Raw genomic sequence first — 22,900 nt, forward strand, 5'->3', positions numbered from 1 at the left:
CGCCATTGGCGACCGCCCCTTACACGTGAACGGGCTCAGTTCCAGGCGTTGTTCTGGTTCTGGGCGTGCGAACCCTGCTGACCGGCGCCGAACTGGGCCGCGAGGCCCTGGCCGATGGCCGCGTTCTGCGGCGGCATGACCTCGCTGGGCTGGACGAGGGCGAAGCCCTGTCCGAGGAAGCTGAGCTCCCAGCCCTCGCCCGTGGTGCCACGGCGGCGGCGGATGTTCGTGCTGTGCGTCTGCGACTGCATCTGCACCCGCAGCCCGGTGGACCAGGCGACGATCGCGTCCGCGTCGACGTTGACGTACTTGTCCGGCGTGACGTGCATCATCAGCGGCTGACCGGAGGTCATCAGGGCGACCTTGCCGCGGCCGGAGATGTTGAGCTGGTACTTGCCGGAGCCGGAGATGCCGTACTGGCTGTCCACGGCGATGACCTCGGTGTGCAGCGTCGAGTCCAGCGCCAGGACGTAGGAGCTGTCGACGGTCATGCCCTCCTGCTCGACCTCCACGACGTGGATGTACTGGGCGAGGTTGGCGAAGTAGACCGTGCCCTGGCCGGAGCAGCGCATCAGGTCGAGGCCCTCACCGGTGCGGGCCTGGGCGCGGCGCTGGCTGGGCGTCTGGTACTCGCCGTCGAAATCGACGAGCCCCTGGTAGGCGACCATGGCGCCCTTGCGGGCGAGGACGTCGTCCGAGCCGGTGAGGGCGACCCGCAGCAGCTGCGGGTTCTGGATGACGTACCGTTCCTGGCTCTGCTGCTCGGCGTAGTTGAAAAGCGGGCTCTGCATGGTGTGTTCTCGCTCCCCCTCAGCCCCGGATCCGCAGGCGGTCGGTGCTGTCCTCGCTCGGCTGTACGACGACGATGCCCTGGCCGGAGAAGGCCATCTGGAACGCCTCGCCGCTGCCCCGCCCGATCAGGGAGGAGGCCTTGAAGCTGCGCTTGCCCTTGACCTTGAGCGCCGGTGACCAGGCGACGAGCGCGTCGGGGTCGACGTACGTCTCGTCCTCGCCCCGGCCGCAGTCGACGACGATCGGCGTGCCGCGCGAGGTCAGGGCGACCCAGCCGGTTCCGGCGATCTCGACGTTGAACAGGCCCTGTCCGGCGAACTTGGCGAGGCCCTTGACCTTCTCGACGCCCCACTGGAGGTGGGCGTCGAAGGCCAGCAGGTTGGTGCCGTTGACCGAGAGCGAGTCGTTCTGCAGGTTGATCACGACGACGTCCGCGCCGTAGTCGGCGAGGTAGAGCAGTCCGTCTCCGGAGCACTTCATGATGGGCGCGCCCTCGCCGGTGACCCACTGCTGGGCGACCTGGCGTGCGGCGGGCGGATTGGGCTCGTAGGTGACGAAGCCCTCGTAGGCGACCATCGAGCCGGTGCGCGCGTAGAGGTCCTGGCCGGAGGCCATGGCGACCTTGAGCATCGTGCGCCCGTGGTTCTCCATCCGGGCCGCCATCGGGGTCGGGGCGAAGCCCGCGAGTTGCTGGTTCATTGTTCGGGCTCCCTCAGACCTCGTACGGCTGGACGACGATGAAGTTGCCGGGAGCTCCCCGGAACTGCAGGTTGACCGTCTCTCCGCTGTGCCCCGGGTACGCGTTGCGGCGCAGCCGGACCTGGGTGGAGAGGATCACCTGGGACGCGGACGACCAGGCGATGACGGCGTTGCAGTCGGCGAAGGTGGTCGGCGTGACGGGCAGGACGACCGGCGTGCCGTGCGTCTTGACGACGACCGTGCCGGTGCCCTGGAACTGCATGGTGAACAGGGCGCCGCCGGGGATGCCGTGGCCCTCGATCCGCCGGACCTCGTACTGCAGGGACTCGTCGAAGGCGAGCACGTTCTCGGCGGAGACGCAGATGCCGTCGCCCTGGAGCTCGATCGGGTGGAGGTGGGCGCCCTCTTCCGCGAGGAAGACCTGGCCGCGGCCCGTGCAGCGCATCAGCTGCATCTCCTGGCCGGTGGCGTTGCCGACGATCCGGCCGGTGAAACCGGCGCCCTTGTGGGCGAATTCGACCTTGCCCTGGTACATGACCATGCTGCCCTGGCGGGCGAGGACGGGAACGCCGCCCATGGCCAGGTCGACCCGCATGAGCTGCTGATTCTGCGGGGTCCAGCGGGCGCCGGTCGCGGTCTCCTTGTACGGCGCGAGCGCGGCGGCGAGCCCGGCACCGGTGGCCGGAACGCCCTGAGGCACCCCTTGGGGGACGCCCATCTGGCCCGGGGGCATGCCCGGAGGCATACCGGGGGCCTGCTGGCCGAACGCGGGCTGACCGTACGCGGCCGGCGCGGGCTGGCCGTACGGCGCCGGCGCGGGCTGACCGTAGGGCTGGGCCTGGCCCGGGACCTGACCGAACTGCGGCTGCTGCGGAGGCTGCGGCTGGCCGTACGGGCCGGGAGCGGGGGCCGGAGCCGGAGCGGGCGGCGCCATGGGCGCGGCCATGGTGGGAGCCGCGTGCACCGGCTGGGCCGGGGCCTGCGGCGCGGGCGCCGGAGCCGGCGCGGCGGGCGCACCGAACGCCGGTGGGGCGAAGCCCTGGGCCGCCTGCGGGGCCTGGGCCGCGGGCTGCTCCTCGGCGACCTCGCCGCCGAAGTTCTTCAGCAGCGCGTCCAGGCCGCCGTCGAAGCCCTGCCCGATGGCCGCGAACCGCCAGACGTCCTTGAGGTAGAAGTCGCCGAGCATGACGGCCCGCTCGGTGGAGAACTCGGAGCCCGTGAAGGGGTAGCGGACGACCTCTTCACCGCCCGCCACGATGCGGATGTAGCCGGGGCCGATCTGCGACATCTGCCCGGCACCGTCGATGGTCGCGGTGAACGACAGCTTGTGGATGTTCGCCGGGATGCGGTCCAGCGTGACGCGGAAGGACTCCGTGTCGCCCGACTGCGCGCCGAGGAGCTGAATGGACTCCTCCGGCGACTTCGGCTGGTTGAAGAAGATGAAGTACCGGTCGTCCGAGAGCTGCTCGTTGGCGTCGAGACCGAAACAGCTGATGTCGAAGGTCAGCCCGGGCGCGGCGATCTGCACACCTACGTACAGATCGGTCCCCGGTGTCAGATCACTGATCTTGGCCTTGTGGCCGCGTTGGAATTCCCTGGCCATGCGTAACGACCGTCCCCCATCCCGAAAGGTGAATCCGTCGCGCCAGGCTAACGGCTGAACCTGACATTGAGCCAAGCTGGTACGCATTCGGTACAGATTTGACGAGGAGCGTGGCTACTCGCCGCGGGCTGCGGGCAGATGGGGCAGCCGGTCCGCCGCGACCACGCCCTCGAGGTACCCCCGGGCCCGTTCGGTGCGCGGGTACGCCTCCAGGAGCCGCCAGAAGCGGGGGCCGTGCCCCGGCACCAGGAGGTGGGCCAGTTCGTGGACGAGGACGTAGTCGACGACGTACTCGGGCATTCCCTGGAGCCGGTGCGAGAGGCGGATGCTGCCTTCCGACGGAGTGCACGAGCCCCAGCGGGTGTTCTGGTTGGTCACCCAGCGTACGGACGTGGGCCGCGCCCGGCCGCCGAAGTACTGCTCCGACAACCGCTCGGCCCGCTCGGTGAGTTCGCTGTCACCGAGGCGCCGCTTGCTCTCCTGCGCGGCCAGCTTGTCCAGCATGACCGTCACCCAGCGCTGCTCCTCGGCCTCGGACATCCGGGCCGGGATGAGCACGATGGTCCGGTCGCCCTCGCGGTAGGCGGAGACGGTTCTGCTCCGCCGGGAGCTTCTGCGGACCTCGACCGCACTCGTCCCCGAGCCGCGGGGCGGGCTGCTTGTCACGCTGCGCTGTGGGTCGGCGGGCACGGCCCCGACGTTACCCGCTGTCAGCACGGGAAGTCCCGCCTCCGGGACGGTTCTGCCGCGATCCCGTCACACCGTGCACCATTTGAATGATGAATACCCCGCCCCTGTGGACAACTTTCGGCGACCACCTCGGAACCCGGGCAATCTGACAACGGCCGGAGGGGAACGGCCGAGCGCGAAGAAGGCGACCGATCAAGATCACGGGGGACGGAAATGCATCCGATGCTGAAACCGGCGTTGCGGCGCGCCTGGCGAAATCTGCAGAGCGTGCAGTTCGGGGCCACTCCCGCGCATGCGGTGGTCGTGGGCCCGGTCGACATGGCCACCGGCAGCCTGCTGGGTCTGCTCGACGGCACCCGCGGGATGGAACGGCTGCGGGGCGAGGCCCGTGCGCTGGGACTGCCGGACGGACTCCTCGAGCGGCTGCTCGGGAGACTGGCACAGGCGGGGCTGATCGCGGACGGCTCGGCCGGGCGGCCCGGGAAGGCCGGTGCCGCCACACCCGAGGACGGCGCGCTCGACCCGCTCCGCGCGGATCTCGCCTCACTCTCCGTGATCCACCAGGAGCCGGACGGCGCGCTGCGGCGGCTGGCCGCCCGGCGGGCGCTGCGTGTCCAGGTCCGGGGCGCGGGACGGGTCGGCGCCTCGGTCGCCGCTCTGCTCTCGGCGTCCGGGGTGGGCCGGGTGGAGGTGCTGGACTCGGGATCGGTGGAGCCCTGGGAGGTGGCGCCGGGCGGGCTGCCGACCGAGGCGGTGGGCGAGCGCCGGGCCGTGGCGGCGCGGCGGCTCGTGGGGCGCTCGGCCCCGGGCGGACGCGCACCACGGGCGGCAGGGCGCGAGCCGGGTGAGGGCGGGCGGGAGCCGGCACTCTCACTCGTCGTGGTGACACCGAGGGACGGCCTCGCCGCCTACCTCCCCGATCCGGTCCTCGCCGAGAGCTGGATCACCACGGGCACTCCCCATCTCTACGCGGGGGTGCTGGAGGCCACGGGCTTCGTCGGGCCGTTGGTGCTGCCGGGTGGGACGGCGTGCGCGGGGTGCGTGCAGGAGGCGCGGACGGACCGGGATCCGGTGTGGCCGCGCATGCTGGCGCAGTGGCGCTCGGGTGCGCCCGACGCCCTGCCGGCCTGTGATCTGGGTCTCGCGACGGCGGTGGCCGGATTGGCCGCGGCCCATGCTCTGGCTTTTCTGGACGGGGAGTTGCCGGCCAGCACGGGCGGCCGTTTCGAGGCCTCGCTGCCGCTTCTGGAGTGGCGGGCGGAGCGGATGGGGCCGCATCCGGCGTGTCCGTGCGGCGCGGTTCGTCGCGCAGAGGGGGAGCGCGACGTGGAGGCTTCGACCCCGCAGGACACAATGGCGGGGTAACCGCCCTGTGCGGCACGGCAGTCTGGGATTTGGAGGGGCTTATGTCTGATCTACCCCGGAAGGCGGTCACCCGGACCGCCAGGTTGGCCGCGTTGCCCCTGGGCTTCGCAGGACGGGCCACTTGGGGTCTGGGCAAGCGGATCGGTGGCAAGTCCGCCGAGATCGTCGCGCGCGAGCTGCAACAGCGCACGGCCGAGCAGCTGTTCAAGGTGCTGGGGGAACTCAAGGGCGGGGCGATGAAGCTCGGGCAGGCGCTGTCCGTCTTCGAGTCGGCGCTGCCGGAGGAGGTGGCGGGCCCGTACCGGGCGGCGCTCACCAAGCTCCAGGAGGCGGCGCCGCCGATGCCGACCCGCACGGTGCACGGGGTCCTGGAGGAGCGGCTCGGCGAGGAGTGGCGGGAGCTGTTCCTGGAGTTCGAGGACAAGCCCTCGGCGGCGGCCTCCATCGGCCAGGTGCACCGGGCGGTGTGGCACGACGGCCGTGAGGTCGCGGTGAAGGTGCAGTACCCAGGGGCGGGCGAGGCGCTCCTCTCGGATCTGACGCAGCTGAGCCGGTTCGCCCGGCTGCTCGGTCCGCTGATCCCCGGCATGGACATCAAGCCGCTGATCACCGAGTTGCGCGACCGGGTCTCGGAGGAGCTGGACTACGGCCTGGAGGCCCAGGCCCAGCGGGAGCACGCCGAGGTGTTCGCGGACGATCCCGATGTGGTGGTTCCTCAGGTCGTGCACCAGAGCGACCAGGTCCTGGTGACGGAGTGGATCGACGGCATCCCGCTGTCCGAAGTGATCGAGGGCGGCACGGAGGAGCAGCGGGACCGGGCCGGCCAGTTGCTGGCGCGCTTCCTCTTCTCCGGCCCCGCCCGCACGGGACTGCTGCACGCCGATCCGCACCCCGGCAACTTCCGGCTGCTTCCGGGCGGGAACGACGATGAGGACGCGGCGGGCCCGGAGAGCTGGCGCCTCGGGGTGCTGGACTTCGGCACCGTGGACCGGCTGCCGGGCGGGCTGCCGGAGACGATCGGCACCTGTCTGCGGCTGACCCTGGAGGGCGACGCCGAGACGGTCTACGAGCTGCTGCGCGAGGAGGGGTTCGTCAAGGAGTCCATCGACCTCGACCCGGACGCGGTGCTCGCGTACCTGCTGCCGATCATCGAGCCGGCCGAGGCCGAGGTCTTCACGTTCACCCGGGGCTGGATCAGGACCCAGGCCGCCCGCATCGCCGACCTCCGCTCCCCCGCGCACCAGCTGGGCAAGCAGCTGAACCTGCCGCCGTCGTACCTGCTGATACACCGCGTGACCCTGAGCACCATCGGCGTGCTCTGTCAGCTGAACGCGACGGTGCGGCTGCGCAACGAACTGGAGGAGTGGCTGCCCGGCTTCGTCGCGGAGGACGAAGCCTAGAGGGGATCACCACCAGGAGGGGTCGAGGCGGCCCTCGATGGAGCGAAGGTTCTCACGGGAGCAGGCCTCGCAGAGGTAGCGGCGGGCGCCGTTCTCCACGGAGAAGGTCCAGGTCACCGGGGGTTCCTCGGCGGTCCTGCCGCAGCGGGCGCAGACGATGGGCTCCTCGGGGGGCCGGGCGTCGTTCACCCTCACGACGATAGTCCGGCGGCGGCGCGGCCGCGCCGCAACGCACCGCGGGGGCCGGTCCGTTCGGACCAGCCCCCGCGAGTTTGTCCGGGTCAGTGCATGACGGCCATGGCCAGTGCACGGCGGGCGCGCAGGGAGACGCGCTCGGCGCGCCGCTGCATCCGCCGGGCGGCGACCAGGCGCACGGCCTGGCGTTCCGCGTCGGCTTCCCGCAGGCGGTCGTGCATATGAGCACGAGCCAGGGCTTCTGGGATGAGTTGCATCTCACGGGTCCTGTTCTGACGCGAGGCGTTCGCGCCGGTGATGGAAACGTCTGGGGTCGCGGAGCCGGAGGGCTCGCTCGTGGAAGAGGTCATCGGGGCCTGCTTCTGGGGATCGTGCGTGAGGGGTCGGTCGATGGTTCCGGTGACGTTCATGCCGCGACCGGGTTCTTGCGCGGGCGACCACGCGGCCGCTTGCGGGCCACGACCACACCCTGGACGAACAGCTCGCCGCCCCAGACGCCCCACGGCTCACGCCGCTCCTGCGCGCCGGCGAGGCATGCCTCCATCAGCGGGCAGGTACGGCAGAGGGACTTGGCGTACTCGACGTCGGCCGGGGACTCGGCGAAGAAGACCTCCGGGTCGTACGAGCGGCAGGGGACGGGTACGCCGAGGTTCTCGATGGCGTCGTCGAGCGCGGTGAGCGCGGTGAGGGGGGTCAAGGTGGAGTCCTCCGTGAGGCCGGGCGGGGGGATCGTTTCGGAAGGCGGTACGGACGGGGCGTGCGCTTCGAGTTGCACGGGTGGCTTTCCTCGTCTGGTCGTTCCGGCCTGTTGGCCGGGGTTTCGGCTGGTACCGGGTGTCGCTTGGTCCCGAGGCCCCTTCGCTCCGTCATCCCCGTTCGGGGACAAACAGAAGGGCCGCGGATCCCGGGTGGGGTTCCGCGGCCCTGAAGGCGCCGGCCTGATCGAGATCAGGCTGGATCACTCCAGGGTTCGAGCCCACGGAAGGCCCACATCGTGTGGTGCTGCGTCGTCTGCTGCTTGGTTTCGGCACCGGTCGCCGCAAAGCCATAGGCCTGGGCGGCCTTGACTGCTGCTACTCCTGCTTCCAGTGCCTTGGTCGGTCGCTCATTGCGCTCCATGACGGGAAGACCCGCCGGGGCGGCCGCCGGCCGCAGGGCGGCGACGTGAGCCACGCCGGCGCCGGACAGACCGGTGCCGGGAAGGCCGCTGCCAATGAACGCCGAGCCGGAGAGGCCGAGCGAGCAGGTGGAGACGACGGAGCGATCGGTCATTTTGTCGGTGCTGACGAAGCTGACGTTGGTGCTGTTGATGTTGCTGATCACGGGAATCGCCTCCTCTCGGCGTCTCGGAGGGCTCGGGGTGAGCCGGACCCTCATCTTCATTTGGACAAGTACAGCACGAAGACAGGGCTTCGAAGAAGCCGCTGTTTCCGTGGTTAAGAACCTATGGGGCTTGACGGGGGGTGCGCAAACTATTTTTTCGACGAGTTTTCCTCAGTCCTCCTCGTCCTCTCCTCCAGGCTCCTCACCTGGCTCTTCGCCCGCGCAGATGGCCAGGACGTCGGCACCGAAGCGGTCGAGCTTGCGGGCGCCGACCCCCGAGATGCCGGCGAGCTCCCCGTCGCTGGACGGCACGCACTCGGCGATCGCCATCAGCGTCTTGTCGGTGAACACGCAGTACGCGGGCTGTCCGAGCTGCTTGGCCTGGTCTGAGCGCCACTCGCGCAGCCGCTCGTAGAGCGCCTCGTCCATGTCGGAGGGGCAGTCCTCGCAGCGCATCAGCTTCATCTCACCGGCTTCGGTGAGCGTCGCGCCGCAGACGCGGCACTGCACCGGTCCCCGGCGCTTGCGCCGGCCGCCGCCGCCCCGCTCGACGGAGCCGCCGCCGCCCGCTCCGGCCGCGCCGAGGCCGCCGGAGCCGGGGCGCAACCCCTTGAGGAAACGGGTGGGGCGCCGGGAGGCGCGGCCGCCCGGGGAGCGGGAGAGCGCCCAGGAGAGCGAGAGGTGGAGCCGGGCGCGGGTGACGCCGACGTACAGCAGGCGCCGCTCCTCCTCGACCTGCTCGTCGGTCTTGGCGTAGGTGATCGGCATCATGCCCTCGGTGAGACCGACCAGGAAGACGGCGTCCCACTCCAGGCCCTTGGCCGCGTGCAGGGAGGCGAGGGTGACGCCCTGCACGGTCGGGGCGTGCTGGGCGGCGGCCCGCTCGTCGAGCTCGGCGACCAGGTCGGAGAGGCCGGCGCCGGGCTTGGCCCGGGCGAAGTCCTCGGCGAGGCGGACCAGCGCGGCGAGGGACTCCCAGCGGTCGCGGACGGCACCCGAGCCGGCGGGCGGTTCGGTGGTCCAGCCCTTGGTGGAGAGCACGGCGCGGACCTGGGAGGGCAGGTCGTCGGCGTCGTCGAGGAGGGAGTCGTTCCCTCCGGCGCGGGCGGCGCCGCGCAGGGCGATGCCCGCCTCCCGTACCTCCTGGCGCTCGAAGAAGCGCTCGGCGCCGCGCAGCTGGTAGGGCACGCCGGCGTCGGCGAGGGCCTGCTCGTAGACCTCGGACTGGGCGTTGATGCGGTAGAGCACGGCGATCTCGCCGGCCGGGACGCCGGCGGCGATCAGATCGCGGATGCGGCGGGCGGTGCCCTCGGCCTCGGCCGGTTCGTCGGCGTACTCGGTGTAGGCGGGCTCGGGTCCCGGGTCGCGCTGGGAGATCAGCTCCAGGCGGTGCTCGGCGGCCCGGCCGCGGGCCTGGCTGAGCAGTCCGTTGGCGAGGTGGACGACCTGCGGGGTGGAGCGGTAGTCGCGGACGAGCTTGACCACCGTGGCGTCGGGGTGCCGGGTGCGGAAGTTCAGCAGGTGGTCGGGGGTGGCGCCGGTGAAGGAGTAGATGGTCTGGCTGGCGTCGCCCACGACGCAGAGGCTGTCGCGGTCGCCGAGCCAGAGGTCGAGGAGCCGCTGCTGGAGCGGGGAGACGTCCTGGTACTCGTCCACCACGAAGTGCTGGTACTGGCGGCGGATCTGGTCGGCGATGTCGTGCCGGTCCTGGAGGATGCCGACCGTGAGCAGGAGCACGTCCTCGAAGTCGATCACCGAGCGGTCGCGCTTGAGCTGCTCGTACATCGCATAGATCTGGCCGATCTCGGCCGGGTCGCGGGGAGCCTCCCGGACGGACTTGGCGACGGCCGCCGGATAGTCGGCGGGCACGGTCTGGGTGACCTTGGCCCACTCGATCTCCCCGGTGACGTCACGCAGCTCGTTGCGGTCGAGCCGGACGCGGCAGCGCGCGGCGGACTCGGCGACGAGCTGGATCTTGCGCTCCAGGAGCCGGGGAAGATCACCACCGACGACTTTCGGCCAGAAGTACTGGAGCTGGCGCAGGGCGGCGGAGTGGAAGGTGCGGGCCTGGACGCCGCCCGCGCCGAGCTCCCGCAGACGGCCGCGCATCTCTCCGGCGGCCCGGTTGGTGAACGTGACGGCCAGGATGCTGCCGGGCTGGAGTATGCCCGCCCGCACTCCGTACGCGATGCGGTGCGTGATGGCCCGCGTCTTGCCCGTGCCGGCTCCCGCCAGCACGCACACCGGGCCGTGCAGGGCCAGGGCGACCTCGCGCTGCTCGGGGTCGAGCCCGTCGAGCACCGCGTCGGCCGACTCGGGGACCTGCGGGAAGAGAGTGGAGTGCGTTGCTGCTGTCACCCCGCCATGCTGCCAGGTTCGCGGGGGTCGGTGCGGCGGGTTGTCCACAGGGCGGGGCCGCCGGTCGTACGAATATGGGAATGGTGGCGGCGGCGCGTACGTTCTTTCCCTCGGCACCCACCCGCGAACAGAGGAGCGCCAGGCCATGCAGGGCACTGTGACGATGTACAGCACCACGTGGTGCGGCTACTGCCGTCGGCTGAAGAGCCAGATGGACCGCGAGGGCATCGCGTACACGGAGATCAACATCGAGCAGGACCCGGAGTCGGCCGCGTTCGTGGAGAAGGCCAACGGGGGCAACCAGACCGTTCCGACGGTGCTGTTCGCCGACGGCACGACGCTGACGAACCCGTCGCTCGCGCAGGTCAAGCAGAAGGTCGGCGTCTGATCCCGCCTGGCCGAAAACAGCCCCCGTCCGGCGATGCCGGGCGGGGGCTGTTCCGTGTCAGGCGACGTCGCCCGGCTTGGGCAGCGGCTTGCCGTACCAGAGCTCGATCAGCCGGGAGGCGATCGAGATGCCGTACGGCGGGAGCACCTCACCCGTCTCGAAGGCGGTGGTCAGGTCCTCGCGGGAGAACCAGCGGGCCTCGTGGATCTCCTCGCCGTCCACGTTGATCTCGGACGAGGTGGCGCGGGCCATGAAGCCCAGCATCAGGCTGGACGGGAAGGGCCAGGGCTGGCTTGCGACGTACTCGACCTCGCCGACCGTGACACCGGCCTCCTCGAAGACCTCCCGGATCACCGCCTGCTCGATCGACTCACCGGGCTCGACGAAGCCGGCGAGGGTCGAGAAGCGGCCTTCGGGCCAGTGGACCTGCCGACCGAGCAGGATGCGGTCCTCCTCGTCCGTGACGACCATGATGACCGCCGGGTCGGTCCGCGGGTAGTGCTCGGCGCCACAGGCCTGGCAGCGACGGATGTGACCGGCGGCCGCGATCACCGTGCGCTCGCCGCAGCGGGAGCAGAAGCGGTGGAGCCGCTGCCAGTTCTCCAGGGCCACGGCGTGCGCCATGAGGCCGGCCTCGCGGGGCGAGAGCAGCATGCCCGCCTCGCGCAGCCCCGCCGGCCGGGCGGACTGGTCCATGCGGCCGGGCAGGGAGTCCTTCTGCAGGGCGAAGTAGGAGACGCCGTCGGCGTCCGTGCCCAGGAAGTACCGGTGGGTCTCGGTGACCGGGGCCTCGAAGGCCGGGGTCATGACGAGCTCGGTGCGGCCCTCGGCGTCGTCCGCGGGCTCGTCGATCAGCACCTGACCGCCGGAGACCACGAAGACGCGGGTCGTGGGGTGGCTCCAGGCCGCCGCGAGCCATGCCTCGTCGAGACGGTGGTGGGCGGCACGGTCGATGTCGCTCGGGGCGGTGAGCGAGATCGGCCGGTCCGCGAACTGGCTGTTCAAGGTGGACACAGGTACTTCCAACTCCCCCGGATCGTTGTGTGGGTTCATCGCGCGGCGGTGTGGAGGGCGGCGGGCAGGTCGCTCCACAGGTGGGCAGTGGTCTCGACGCCCTTGAGGAGGAGATCGAGCTCGATCTTCTCGTTCGGGGCGTGCCAGCCGTCCGACGGCACCGAGATGCCGAGGAACAGCACCGGTGCGCCCAGGACGTCCTGGAGGTCGGCGGCGGGGCCCGAGCCGCCCTCGCGGGTGTAGCGGACCTTGGCGCCGTCGAAGGCGCGGCTCATCGCCGCCGCGACCGCCTCGAGGGCCGGGTGGTCGAGCGGGGTGAGGCAGGGCCGGGTCGGGGCGCCGAAGACGATCTCGTACCGGATGCCGGCGGGGATACGCGCGGCGAGCCAGTCGCGTACGGCGAGTTCGATCTTGGCCGGATCCTGTCCCGCCACGAGCCGGAAGGAGAGCTTCAGCTGGGCGGAGGCGGGGACGATCGTCTTGCCGCCGGGGCCCTGGTAGCCGCCGCCGATGCCGTTGACCTCGGCGGTCGGGCGGGCCCAGACGCGCTCCAGGGTGGAGAAGCCGGCCTCGCCGAGGGTGCCGTGGGACTGCGCGGTGGCCAGCCAGGCCGCCTCGTCGAACGGGAGCTCGGCGATGAGGGCGCGCTCGGCGTCGGAGAGCTCGGTGACACCGTCGTAGAAGCCGGGGATGGCGACGCGCTCGTCGTCGTCGTGCAGGGCGGCGACCAGACGACCGGCGACGGTGGCCGGATTGGGCACGGCACCGCCGAAGGAACCGGAGTGGATGTCCTGGTCCGGGCCGTACAGCTCGATCTCGCAGTCCGCGACGCCGCGCATGCCGGTGCAGACGGTCGGGGTGTCCTCGGACCACATGCCGGTGTCGGAGACGATCACGGCGTCCGCGGCGAGCCGGTCCGCGTGGGCCTCGACGAGGGCCCGGAAGTGCGGGGAGCCGGACTCCTCCTCGCCCTCGACGATCAGCTTGAGGTTGACGGCGGGGGCGGTGCGTCCGGTCGCGGCGAGGTGGGCCCGGACACCGAGGGTGTGGAAGAAGACCTGGCCCTTGTCGTCGGCGGCACCGCGCGCGTACATCCGGCCGTCGGTGACGTGCGGCTCGAACGGGTCGGTGTGCCAGCCGTCCTCGCGGGCGGCGGGCTGGACGTCGTGGTGGCCGTAGACGAGCACGGTCGGGGCGTCCGGGTCGCCGGAGGGCCACTCCGCGAAGACCGCGGGCGCGCCCTCCGTCTCCCAGATCTCGACCGTCGTGAAGCCCGTGGCGGACAGCTTGTCGGCGAGCCACCGGGCGCTGCGCCGTACGTCCTCGGCGTGGGCGGGCTGCGCGGACACGGAGGGGATGCGCAGCCACTGGGCGAGATCGTCGAGGAAGGCGGCGCGGTGCTGCTGGATGTACGTGCGCACGGCCTGGGTACTGACGGTCTGGACGGCGTTGTCCGGGGTCTCGCTCATGCTCCTGAGCCTATCCGGCGTCCGGAGCCGGTCTGTCCGGGGTCGGATTGCCCGGAGCCGGTCTGTCCGGGGTCGGACTGTCCTGGGCCGCTCCGGCCGGGACGGGCCTGCCCAGCAGGACGGCCTCCAGCTCGTCGCGGCCGGGCAGACGGCGGGGTCGTACGACCTCTCCCGTCCGTACGTAGACGAAGGCGGCCGCCACCTCGTCGGGGTCGAGGCCGTGCTGCTCGGCCCAGGCGAGGCGGTAGATCGCGAGCTGGAGGGGGTCGGCGGTGCGCAGGTGGCTGGTCTTCCAGTCGACGATCTCGTACGCGCCGGATTCCGGGTCCCGGTAGACGGCGTCGATCCTGCCGCGGACGACCCGTCCCGCGAGCGAGAGGTGGACGGGGACCTCGACGCGGTACGGGGCGCGGTGGGCGTACGGGGTGCGGGCGAAGGCGTCCTTGAGCGCGTCGAGGTCGCGTTCGTCGACGATCTCCGGTTCGCCGGCGAAGTCCTCGCCGCCGGGGAGTTCGTCGGGTCCGAGCATGGGGAGCGGGAGCTCCTCGAACCGCGACTCCACCCACGCGTGGAACCGGGTGCCGCGACGGGCCGCCGGCTGTGGGGGGCGGGGCATGGGACGGGCCAGGTCCTTGGCGAAGCCGTCGGGGTCGGCGGCGAGGCGGAGGACCTGGGAGGCGGAGAGGTAGGCGGGCAGGAGGACGTCGCGGGTGGTGGCGCGGGAGCGGCGGAGTTCGGTGGTGAGGGTGGTGAGGTCGCGGTCCCAGGAGGCGAGGGTTTTCCGTTCCTCAGGGGTGAGGGGGTCGTGGGCGCCGCCCTCGGGCTCCCGGGGCGCCGGGACCTCGCCGGTCGGGGGCTGCTCGTCCCAGAGGGGGTGCTCATCCCAGACGGGGTCCTCGTCCCAGACGGGCTCCTCGGGCCAGAGGTCCTCAGGGTCCTGGGGTGCGGGCCCTTGCGCGGGCAGCGCGTCCGTGGGTTGTGCCCACCCTCCCCCGGACTCCGTCCGGGGGGACCCCGATCGCCCCAGCGGAACAGATGCCCGCAACGCCGACATCACCTGCTCCGCCGCCCTTCGGCGACGACGGAGGGACGTCTCGTCGAGCGGCAGCGGCCAGGCCCGGTCCGTCGTCCGTTCCTGGAGCGACGGGTTTTCCGCGTCCTTCTCCGGTTCCTCCGCCCAGGCCTCGATCTCGCCGAAGCCCGCCGCGCATTGGTCGTAGAGGGCGTCCAGGAACGCCGACGGGCCGCGGGGCTTTTTCTGGGCCGGGCCCCACCAGTGGGCGGAGCCCAGGAGGAGGGAGCGGGGGCGGGTGAAGGTCACGTAGCCGAGGCGGAGCTCCTCGGTGTGCTGGTGGTCGCGCATCGCCTCCTTGAAGGAGGTGAGGGACTTGGCGTCCCATGTGGTGATCTCCGGCAGGGTCGCCGCGTCACCGCGCAGCGCGTGCGGGAGCACCTGCGGCTGGGAGGTCCACGACTCGCGTGACCTGGTGCTCGGGAACTGGGCGGCGACCAGGCCGGGCACCGCCACGACGTCCCACTCCAGCCCCTTGGACTTGTGCGCGGTGAGGACCTTGACCGTGTTCTCGCCGCCCGGGAGCGCGTTGTCGAGGCCCTTCTCGTACTGCGCGGCCGTGCGCAGGAAGCCGAGGAACGCCAGCAGGGTCGCCTCGCCGTCCAGGGAGGCGAAGCCGGCCGCTATGTCGAGGAAGTTCGACAGGGTCTCGCGGCGGCGGGCGGCGAGCGCGTGCGGGGACGCGGAGAGTTCGACCTCCAGGCCGGTGGTGGCCAGGACCCGGTGCAGGACGTCCATCAAAGGGTCGGCGAGCGAGGAACGCAGGCTGCGCAGCTCGGCGGCGAGCCGGGCGAAGCGTACCCGGGCCTCGGCGGAGAACGGCAGGCCGTCGTCCTCGCCGCCGGAGTCGAGGAAGGTGTCGAGCGCGTCGGCGAGCGAGATGACCTCGGCCGGGTCGACGCCCTCGACGGCGGCGGCGAGGCGCTCGTCGGCGTCGGTGCCGCCGCCCCGTTCGCGGTGCACGAGGAGCCGGGCGCGGCGGCCGAGGAGGGCCAGGTCGCGCGGGCCGATGCGCCAGCGGGGTCCGGTCAGGAGACGGACCAGGGAGGCGTTGGCGCCGGGGTCCTGGAGCACCTCGCAGACCGCGACCAGATCGGCGATCTCGGGCAGGTGGAGCAGCCCCGAGAGACCGACGACCTCGACGGGCACGTCACGGGCGACCAGGGCGGCCTGGATGGCGGGGAAGTCGGTCGCCGTCCGGCACAGGACCGCGATCTCGCCGGGCTCCTTGCCCGTGCGGACCAGGTGGGCGAGGGAGTCGGCGAGCCAGTCGATCTCCTCGGCGTGGGTGGGCAGCAGCGCGATCCGCACCGATCCGTCCCGCTCCGCGCCGGGTGCCGGGCGCAGCGCCTCCACGCCCGCGTGCATGGCCCTGAGAGGGGTGGCGAGCCCGTTGGCCAGGTCGAGGAGGCGGCCGCCGCTGCGCCGGTTCTCGGAGAGCGCGTGACGGGTGGCGGGGCGGCCGTCCTCGTACGGGAAGTGCGTGGGGAAGTCGTCCAGGTTGGCGACGGACGCGCCGCGCCAGCCGTAGATCGCCTGGCAGGGGTCGCCGACCGCGGTCACGGCGTGGCCGGTGCCCGAACCGAACAGGCCGGACAGCAGCAGCCGCTGGGCGACGGAGGTGTCCTGGTACTCATCGAGGAGGACCACCCGGAACTCGTCCCGGAGGATGGCACCGACCTCGGGACGGGTGGTGGCGAGTTCGGCGGAGAGGGCGATCTGGTCGCCGAAGTCGAGCAGATCGCGGGAGCGCTTGGCCGCGCGGTAGCGGACGACGAGGTCGAGCAGCTCGCGGCGGGCGGCGGCCGTCTCGGGGACCTTGCGCAGGTCGGCGTTGGAGAGCTTGGCGCGGGAGAGCGCGTCGAGGAGCTCGGAGTCGTACGCCCTCAGCTCCTCGGGCCGTACGAGATGCTCGGCGAGCTCGGCGTCGAGCGCGAGGAGGTCGCTGACGAGCGTCGGGAAGGACCTGGTCAGGGCGGGGTACGGCCCGGGCGCCTCGCGCAGGACGCGCGCGGCGAGCTGGTAGCGGGTGGCGTCGGCGAGGAGGCGGGAGGTGGGCTCCAGACCGATGCGCAGGCCGTGGTCGGTCAGCAGCTGTCCGGCGAAGGCGTGGTACGTGGAGATGCGCGGCTCGCCCGGGGGGTCGTCCGGATCGATGACGTCCGGGTCCGTCACCCCGGCGTGGACGAGGGCCGTGCGGACGCGCTCGGCGAGCTCGCCGGCGGCCTTGTTGGTGAAGGTGAGACCGAGGACCTGCTCGGGCGCGACCTGGCCCGTGCCGACCAGCCAGACCACCCGGGCGGCCATCACCGTCGTCTTGCCGGATCCGGCTCCGGCCACGATGACCTGCGGGGCGGGCGGCGCGATGATGCAGGCCGTCTGCTCCGGGGTGAACGGGATGCCGAGGAGCTCCTTGAGCTGCTCGGGGTCGGTGATGCGTGCGGTCACCCCAAAGAGGCTAACGGGGACCACCGACAACGCCGACCGCCGTTTCGGTCAGGTCCTGGTGCCCTGGTCGAGCTTGGCGATGTCCACCGTCTCGTCGGCGGGCGGTACGACGACCTTCACGGGCTTGTCGTAGTCGGAGAAGGTCATGGTGCCGGGCTCGTCGCCCCCCGTCTTCACCATCTTGAGGATGTAGGGCTTGCCCTCCCGCGCGACCGACACCGTGGTCGTCTCCTCGCCGGTCTTCTTCTTGACCAGGGTCGCGACGGGGGTTCCCTCGACCTCGGCGTCCGGTCCCCGGGTCAGGCCCTTGCGCTCGTCCTTGTCCTCGTCCAGGTCGGCGAGGAGTTCCTTGAGGTCGCAGACGGCGCCCAGATCGCTGCTGCCCGCCTGGCCGGGCGTGATCTTCAGCCAGCGTCCCTTGAGGAGCTCGATCGTGGCGTCGATCCGGGGCCCCGGCATCCCCTGGGAGGTCATGGACGCCCGCCAGAACCGCTCGTCGCCCTTCAGGTACGTGAGCTTGTCGGCCTGCCGCAGCTCCGCCGTGCCGCCGCCGATCTTCATTCGCCCGGTGCACTCCCGCTTGTCGTTGAGCGCGAGGTCCATGTCCAGCGGCTGCCCGTCCGACATGACCCGGCCGGTCATCCGGAGGGAGGTCGCGGACTGGGTGGCGGTGACGGCGCGGTCGCCGATCTGGTCGGCGGTCAGGTCCTCGAAGGGATCGGGCGAGGGTGTAGGGGCGGCGGCCATCGGGGCGGCGGCCACGGCCGCCGGTACGTCCCGCGCCGCGGATTCCGTCCCGGTCCAGCCGGTGAGTCCTGCGCCGGCGACCACGGCCGCGCACACGGTGGTCGCGATACGGAGCTTTCGATGGGACGCCATGCGAGCCTCCTCGCGGATTCCCCTGTCCACCAGGGTGGCCCCGGGGGGCCCGCTCCCGCTACCGCACGGCACGGACGCGCGGGACACGGCCGTACGGCCCGGACACGCGCGTGGCGCCCGGGCCGTACGGGAGGTGTCGATCAGGAGGTGCCGGTCAGGATCCCTAGCCCAGCTTCTCCGGGTCCACCACCTGGTCGGCCGGCGGCGCGGTGGCCGTGACCGGCTTGTTGAAGTCGGAGAGGGCCATCGTGCCCGGCTCGTCGCCGCCCGCCTCCACCACCTTGAGAATGAAGGGCTCGCCTTCCTTGGCGACGTACATGGTGATCGTCTCGCCGGTGCTCTTCTTCTTGATCAGGGTGACAGCGGGCTTGCCGTCCACGTCGGCGTCGGCGCCCTTGGTCATGCCCTTCCGGTCGGACTTGTCCTTGTCCATGTCCTTGATCAGGGCATTGAGATCGCACAGGTCGGCCAGCTCGCCGGCGTTCCCGCCTGACATCTTCATCCAGCGGCCCTTGAGGAGCTCGGCCATGGCCTTGCCCTCCTCGGCGGAGGCGCCGTCCTCACCGGCGGTGACCTGCCAGAACTTCTCGTCACCCTTCATGTACATGACCTTGTCGGCCTGCAGGAGGTCCGCGTTGGCTCCCTGGACGGTCATCTTGCCGGTGCAGGCGCCCTTGTTGTCCAGGGCGAGGTCCATCTTCATCTGCTCGCCGTCGGCCTTGCTGTCGCCGACCATGTGCAGCGACGTCGCGCCCTTCATGGCCTGGACGGCCCGGTCCGCGATCGCGTCGGCGTCGAGCCCCTTGAAGGGGTCGACCGGGGCCTGGGAGGTGGTGGCGGACGCCACCGGCTTCTTGTCGCCCTCGGCCTTGGTGTCGTCGCCCTTGGAACAGCCCGTCACGCCGACGACGGTGGCCGCACAGACCATCGCCGCGACCCAGATCTTGCGGTTGGCCGCCATCTTCTTCGCACTCCTCGATAGGTTCTCTTGCCCCCGGGAGTGTCCGACTGCTGTGAGGCTCTCATGGATGCACGGCGTAAACGTGATCTCGGCCACGTCACACCGCGTCACGTCGCGCGGTGACGCGTCACTCGACGATGTGGCGGCCCTCCGGCTGCGCGCTGCACGAGGCCCGGAAGGTGCAGTGGGTGCAGTGCTGGCCGGTGGTGGGGGCGAAGCGCTCGTCGAGGACCCGGCCGGCCGCGGTGGCCAGCAGGTCGCCGACCCACTCCCCCGCCAGGGGCTCCTGGGCCTGGACCTTCGGGAGGGCCTCGCCGCCCTCCTTCTTGGGAGCGGGCTGGCGCAGCTGTACGAGTTCGGCGCCACCGGGTTCGGGGCGGCGGCCGTCGAAGACCTCGTCCAGGGCTCCTTCGCGTACCGCGAGCTGGTAGACGGCGAGCTGGGGGTGGTGCGCGACCTCGTCCCGGGTCGGGGCCGACTTGCCGGTCTTGAAGTCGACGACGTAGGCGCGGCCGTGTTCGTCGGCCTCGACCCGGTCCATGGAGCCGCGGATCCGCACCTCGTACTCGCCCGCCTCCAGAGTGACGTCGAAGGCGTGCTCGCTGGCCGCGGGGGTACGGCCACCGCGGTCCATGACGTGCCAGCGCAGGAAGCGTTCCAGCGCCACGCGCGCGTGCTCCTTCTCCTGGGCGGACTTCCAGGGTGCGTCGAAGGCGAGCCCGTCCCAGACCGAGTCGAGGCGGGCCATGAGGACGTCGAGATCGGCGGGGGTACGGCCGGAGGCGACCTCGTCGGCGAGGACGTGCACCACGTTTCCGAAGCCCTGGGCGGCGGAGGCCGGGGCGTCGGCCTTGACCTCGCGGCCGAGGAACCACTGGAGGGAGCAGGTGTTGGCGAGCTGGTCGAGGGCGGAGCCGGACAGGACGACGGGGTGGTCGCGGTCGCGGAGCGGTACCCGGCTGCGGGTGGGCTCGAACAGGCCCCACCAGCGGTCGGGGTGGGCGGCCGGGACCAGCGGCTGGCCTTCGTCGTCGGTGAGGGCGGCGAGCTGGGCGAGGCGCTCGGCGGCGGCGTCACGGAGCGCGTCGGAGGCGGCGGGGTCGACGGTGGTGGCCCGCAGTTCGGCGACGAGCGCGGCGACGGCGAGGGGGCGGCGGGGGCGGCCCGAGACGTCCTTGGGCTCGGTGCCGAGCTCGGTGAGGAAGCGGGAGGGCTGGTCGCCGTCGTCGGCGGGGGTCTTGACGGCGGTCACGACGAGGCGGTCGCGGGCGCGGGTGGCGGCGACGTAGAAGAGCCGGCGCTCCTCGGCGAGGAGGGCGCCGGGGGTCAGAGGCTCGGCGAGCCCGTCACGGCCGATGCGGTCGGCCTCGAGGAGGGAGCCGCGGCGGCGCAGGTCGGGCCAGAGCCCTTCCTGGACGCCGGCGACGACGACGAGGCTCCATTCGAGGCCCTTGGAGCGGTGGGCGGTCATGAGGCGGACGGCGTCCGGGCGGGCCTGGCGCTTGGAGAGGGTGTCGGCGGCGATGTCCTGGGCGTCGAGCTCTTCGAGGAAGTTCAGCACGCCACGGCCGCCGACCCGGTCCTCGGCGCGGGCGGCGGCGTCGAAGAGGGCGCAGACGGCGTCGAGGTCGCGGTCGGCGTTGCGCCCGGCCGGGCCGCCGCGAAGGGCGGCGCGCTCCAGCCGGCCGGGCCAGGGGGTGCCGTTCCAGAGCAGCCAGAGGGCCTCTTCGGCGGTGCCTCCCGCGGCGAGACGGTTGCGGGCCTGCCGGAGCAGCTCACCGAGACGCCTGGCACCGCGCGCGTACGACTGGTCGTGCGCGACGAGCCGCTCGGGCTCGGCGAGCGCGCGGGCGAGGAGTACGTCGGAGGGCGGCGGCACCTTGTTCCCGCCGGCGCGCTCCTCGTCGCGCAGCGCGCGGCCGAGGCGGCGCAGATCGGCGGGGTCCATGGCGGCGAGGGGCGAGGCGAGCAGGGTGAGGGCGGTCTCGGTGTCGAGCCAAGGGGCGGTCTCCTCGGCACCCTCGGGGTGCCGGTCGGGGCCGGTGCCGTCGGTACCCAGGGCGGTCTCCGGGGCCGCCTCCGGAGCCCTCCCTTCCTCCTGGCCGCCCGGGTCCTCCTGAGCGGCCGGGTCCTCCTGAACGCCCGGGGTCGCCGTCGCGCGGAGGGCCAGGAGGAGAGGGGCCACCGCCGGCTCGTGGCGGAGGGGGATGTCGGCGGTGTCGGTCTCCAGAGGGACGCCCGCGGAGGTGAGGGCGCGGCGGAGGGCCGGGACGGTCCCGGTCGCGCGGACCAGGACCGCCATGTCGTGCCAGGGGACGCCGTCCTCCAGATGGGCGCGGCGGAGGAGGTCGGCGATGTTGTCGGACTCGGTGGAGGCCGTGGGGTAGGTGTAGACCTCGACCCGGCCGCCCTCGCGCGTCGCGGCCGGCTCCCGGTGGGCGCGGACCTTGTCGCCGGGCAGCCGTGGCAGGGGCATCCGCCGGGTGAGCTCGCGCGTCGCGGCGAGCAGCCCCGCGCCCGAGCGGCGGGAGCTGGTCAGGACCCGGACGTCGGCCGGCCGGCCGTCGAGCCGCCGGAAGGTGTCGGGGAAGTCGAGGATGCCGTTCACATCGGCACCCCGGAACGCGTAGATCGACTGGTCCGGGTCGCCGAAGGCGACCACCGTGCGGCCGCCCGTCGCCCGGCCGGCACCCCTCACGGACCCCCTTCGGGCGGCCCCTGTCGGTGGGCCCGCCAGGGCGCGCAGCAGCCGCACCTGCGCCGGGTCGGTGTCCTGGTACTCGTCCACGAAGACCGCGTCGTAGTCGGGGAGCGTCACGCTCTCCGACAGCAGCACCGCCCTGTGCACCAGCTCCGTGTAGTCCAGGACCCCTTGCAGGTCCAGGACGTCCAGGTACTCCGCCAGGAATCCGGCCGCCGCCTTCCAGTCCGGCCGCCCCACACGCTGGGCGAACTCGGCCAGCGCCCGCGGCCCGAGCCCCAGTTCCCGGGACCGCGCGAGCACCGCCCGCACCTCGTCGGCGAAGCCCCGCGTCGTCAGACAGGCCCGCAGCTCGTCGGGCCACCGCACCCGCGCGAGCCCCGCCTTCTCCAGGTCGAGCTGGCCCGCGAGCAGCTCCCGTACCGCGAGGTCCTGCTCCGGCCCGGACAGCAGCCGCAGCGGTTCGGCGAACAGTTCGGCGTCCTGGTGCGCGCGGATCAGGGCGTAGCAGTACGAGTGGAAGGTGGTCGCCTGCGGGGGCCGTGAACCTCCCAGGCGCGCCGCCATCCGGTCGCGCAGCTCCACGGCCGCCTTGCGGCTGAAGGTGAGGACGAGGATCCGCTCCGGGTCCGTCCCCTTCTCGACGCGGGCCGCGACCGCCTCCACCAGCGTCGTCGTCTTGCCGGTGCCGGGTCCGGCGAGGACGAGCAGCGGTCCGCCCGTGTGGTCAACCACTTCCCGCTGCGCTGCGTCCAGCAGAGGGGGATCCACCTGGGTCGGGGCGGTACGCACCAGTCGGTACGCGCCCGTGGTCCGCCCCTGGTACGGCGTACGCCGGGTGGTGGAGGAGGAACTCACGTGGATCGACCGGTCCTGAGCGAAGAGGTGGAGACGTGTACGGGGCGAACGACGACGTTACGGGAAACGGAGGGCGCCCGAGTCGTACTCCGTACGGGCCTCCCTGCCGTCATCGGGCCGTCCGGCCCGTCCTGCCATGGGCAAAGCTGTCACGTGTGAGTTCCCGCACGCGGATCCCGGCCCGCGCCGCCCGCGCCCTCGAAGCCACCCGCGCCGTCCGCGCCCTCGAAGCCGCCCGCGCCCTCCGCACCGCTCGCCCCGTCCGCGCCGTCCCACCGCGCCCGCCGCATGTCGAGCTTCGGTACGTGACCCTCGGCAGCGCGCCCGGCCTGGCGCAGAGGCGTGCCCTCGTCCCGGTAGTGACCGAGGGCGCGCAGCTCGTGGCCGGGCAGCAGCGTGCCGTCCGAGCGCACCACGCGCCACCACGGCACGGCCCCGCCGTACAGGGCCATCACCCGGCCGACCTGCCGCGGGCCTCCCTCGCCCAGCCATTCGGCCACGTCCCCGTACGTCATCACCCGGCCGGGCGGGATCAGCTCCGCGACTTCAAGGACCCGCTCCGCGTATTCCGGAAGCTCCTCCACGCTCATCCGCCCCATCCTGCCTCACCCCACCGACAACGCCCTGATGCCTCCCTCGGGCGCCGCTTCGTGCCACCATCGTCCGGGCGGTGACTGGTGATACG

The 22,900-nt window shown here is 72.2% G+C and carries 19 protein-coding genes; 3 read left to right on the forward strand and 16 right to left on the reverse strand.

Features of this window, described 5'->3' with window-relative positions:
• Positions 1 to 35 precede the first annotated feature (35 nt).
• The 4 genes from ACFYV5_RS09325 to ACFYV5_RS09340 form a co-directional block, all read right to left on the reverse strand.
• On the reverse strand, positions 36 to 791 hold the full coding sequence (locus ACFYV5_RS09325; RefSeq protein WP_355108276.1) for an AIM24 family protein: 756 nt from the start codon (positions 789 to 791) through the stop codon (positions 36 to 38).
• 19 nt (positions 792 to 810) lie between these two features.
• Complete coding sequence (locus ACFYV5_RS09330; protein WP_355108278.1) at positions 811 to 1,491, reverse strand: AIM24 family protein; 681 nt, start codon at positions 1,489 to 1,491, stop codon at positions 811 to 813.
• Positions 1,492 to 1,504: 13 nt separating this feature from the next.
• Positions 1,505 to 3,094 carry a TerD family protein gene (locus tag ACFYV5_RS09335; protein ID WP_389166203.1) on the reverse strand — a complete coding sequence of 530 codons (1,590 nt, stop codon included), beginning with the start codon at positions 3,092 to 3,094 and terminating at the stop codon, positions 1,505 to 1,507.
• Between the two features lie 114 nt (positions 3,095 to 3,208).
• The gene (locus tag ACFYV5_RS09340; RefSeq protein WP_355108282.1) at positions 3,209 to 3,784 is read right to left on the reverse strand and encodes a M48 family metallopeptidase; all 576 of its coding nucleotides are present in this window, start codon (positions 3,782 to 3,784) and stop codon (positions 3,209 to 3,211) included.
• A gap of 213 nt (positions 3,785 to 3,997) precedes the next feature.
• Between ACFYV5_RS09340 and ACFYV5_RS09345 the strand changes: the two genes are divergently transcribed.
• Positions 3,998 to 5,149, forward strand: a complete 1,152-nt coding sequence (locus ACFYV5_RS09345; protein WP_389166207.1) for a ThiF family adenylyltransferase — start codon at positions 3,998 to 4,000, stop codon at positions 5,147 to 5,149.
• A gap of 41 nt (positions 5,150 to 5,190) precedes the next feature.
• Positions 5,191 to 6,549, forward strand: coding sequence for an ABC1 kinase family protein (locus ACFYV5_RS09350; RefSeq protein ID WP_389166211.1), 1,359 nt, complete (start codon positions 5,191 to 5,193; stop codon positions 6,547 to 6,549).
• Positions 6,550 to 6,555: 6 nt separating this feature from the next.
• Here ACFYV5_RS09350 and ACFYV5_RS09355 read toward each other — a convergent pair whose 3' ends face one another.
• The 5 genes from ACFYV5_RS09355 to ACFYV5_RS09375 all read right to left on the reverse strand — a co-directional run bounded on the left by ACFYV5_RS09355 (position 6,556) and on the right by ACFYV5_RS09375 (position 10,368).
• Positions 6,556 to 6,738, reverse strand: a complete 183-nt coding sequence (locus ACFYV5_RS09355; protein ID WP_389166214.1) for a hypothetical protein — start codon at positions 6,736 to 6,738, stop codon at positions 6,556 to 6,558.
• A 92-nt stretch (positions 6,739 to 6,830) separates the two neighbouring features.
• Entirely contained in the window at positions 6,831 to 7,154 is a 324-nt protein-coding gene (locus ACFYV5_RS09360) for a hypothetical protein (protein ID WP_329116269.1), read from the reverse strand.
• Positions 7,151 to 7,519 carry a WhiB family transcriptional regulator gene (locus ACFYV5_RS09365; protein WP_260228985.1) on the reverse strand — a complete coding sequence of 123 codons (369 nt, stop codon included), beginning with the start codon at positions 7,517 to 7,519 and terminating at the stop codon, positions 7,151 to 7,153. The genes ACFYV5_RS09360 and ACFYV5_RS09365 overlap by 4 nt, the downstream gene beginning before the upstream one ends.
• A gap of 173 nt (positions 7,520 to 7,692) precedes the next feature.
• Positions 7,693 to 8,055, reverse strand: coding sequence for a hypothetical protein (locus ACFYV5_RS09370; RefSeq protein WP_389166389.1), 363 nt, complete (start codon positions 8,053 to 8,055; stop codon positions 7,693 to 7,695).
• Between the two features lie 183 nt (positions 8,056 to 8,238).
• A complete protein-coding gene (locus ACFYV5_RS09375) occupies positions 8,239 to 10,368 on the reverse strand; it encodes an ATP-dependent DNA helicase UvrD2 (protein ID WP_389166392.1) in 2,130 nt (709 codons plus the stop codon).
• 202 nt (positions 10,369 to 10,570) lie between these two features.
• Between ACFYV5_RS09375 and ACFYV5_RS09380 the strand changes: the two genes are divergently transcribed.
• Positions 10,571 to 10,813 carry a mycoredoxin gene (locus ACFYV5_RS09380; protein WP_355108293.1) on the forward strand — a complete coding sequence of 81 codons (243 nt, stop codon included), beginning with the start codon at positions 10,571 to 10,573 and terminating at the stop codon, positions 10,811 to 10,813.
• A gap of 57 nt (positions 10,814 to 10,870) precedes the next feature.
• On the opposite strand, the gene nudC is transcribed toward ACFYV5_RS09380, so the two are convergent.
• The 7 genes from nudC to ACFYV5_RS09415 form a co-directional block, all read right to left on the reverse strand.
• The gene (nudC, locus tag ACFYV5_RS09385) at positions 10,871 to 11,827 is read right to left on the reverse strand and encodes an NAD(+) diphosphatase (RefSeq protein WP_355108295.1); all 957 of its coding nucleotides are present in this window, start codon (positions 11,825 to 11,827) and stop codon (positions 10,871 to 10,873) included.
• 35 nt (positions 11,828 to 11,862) lie between these two features.
• Entirely contained in the window at positions 11,863 to 13,296 is a 1,434-nt protein-coding gene (locus tag ACFYV5_RS09390; protein WP_389166220.1) for a dipeptidase, read from the reverse strand.
• A 10-nt stretch (positions 13,297 to 13,306) separates the two neighbouring features.
• On the reverse strand, positions 13,307 to 16,816 hold the full coding sequence (locus ACFYV5_RS09395; RefSeq protein ID WP_389166223.1) for a UvrD-helicase domain-containing protein: 3,510 nt from the start codon (positions 16,814 to 16,816) through the stop codon (positions 13,307 to 13,309).
• Positions 16,817 to 16,864: 48 nt separating this feature from the next.
• On the reverse strand, positions 16,865 to 17,695 hold the full coding sequence (locus ACFYV5_RS09400; protein ID WP_389166227.1) for a hypothetical protein: 831 nt from the start codon (positions 17,693 to 17,695) through the stop codon (positions 16,865 to 16,867).
• A gap of 163 nt (positions 17,696 to 17,858) precedes the next feature.
• On the reverse strand, positions 17,859 to 18,656 hold the full coding sequence (locus tag ACFYV5_RS09405) for a hypothetical protein (protein WP_389166229.1): 798 nt from the start codon (positions 18,654 to 18,656) through the stop codon (positions 17,859 to 17,861).
• Positions 18,657 to 18,783: 127 nt separating this feature from the next.
• On the reverse strand, positions 18,784 to 22,215 hold the full coding sequence (locus ACFYV5_RS09410) for an ATP-dependent helicase (protein WP_389166231.1): 3,432 nt from the start codon (positions 22,213 to 22,215) through the stop codon (positions 18,784 to 18,786).
• A gap of 149 nt (positions 22,216 to 22,364) precedes the next feature.
• Positions 22,365 to 22,814 carry an MGMT family protein gene (locus ACFYV5_RS09415; protein WP_389166234.1) on the reverse strand — a complete coding sequence of 150 codons (450 nt, stop codon included), beginning with the start codon at positions 22,812 to 22,814 and terminating at the stop codon, positions 22,365 to 22,367.
• Positions 22,815 to 22,900: the final 86 nt, after the last annotated feature.

It is taken from the genome of Streptomyces sp. NPDC003035, assembly GCF_042888285.1.
GTDB lineage: Bacteria > Actinomycetota > Actinomycetes > Streptomycetales > Streptomycetaceae > Streptomyces.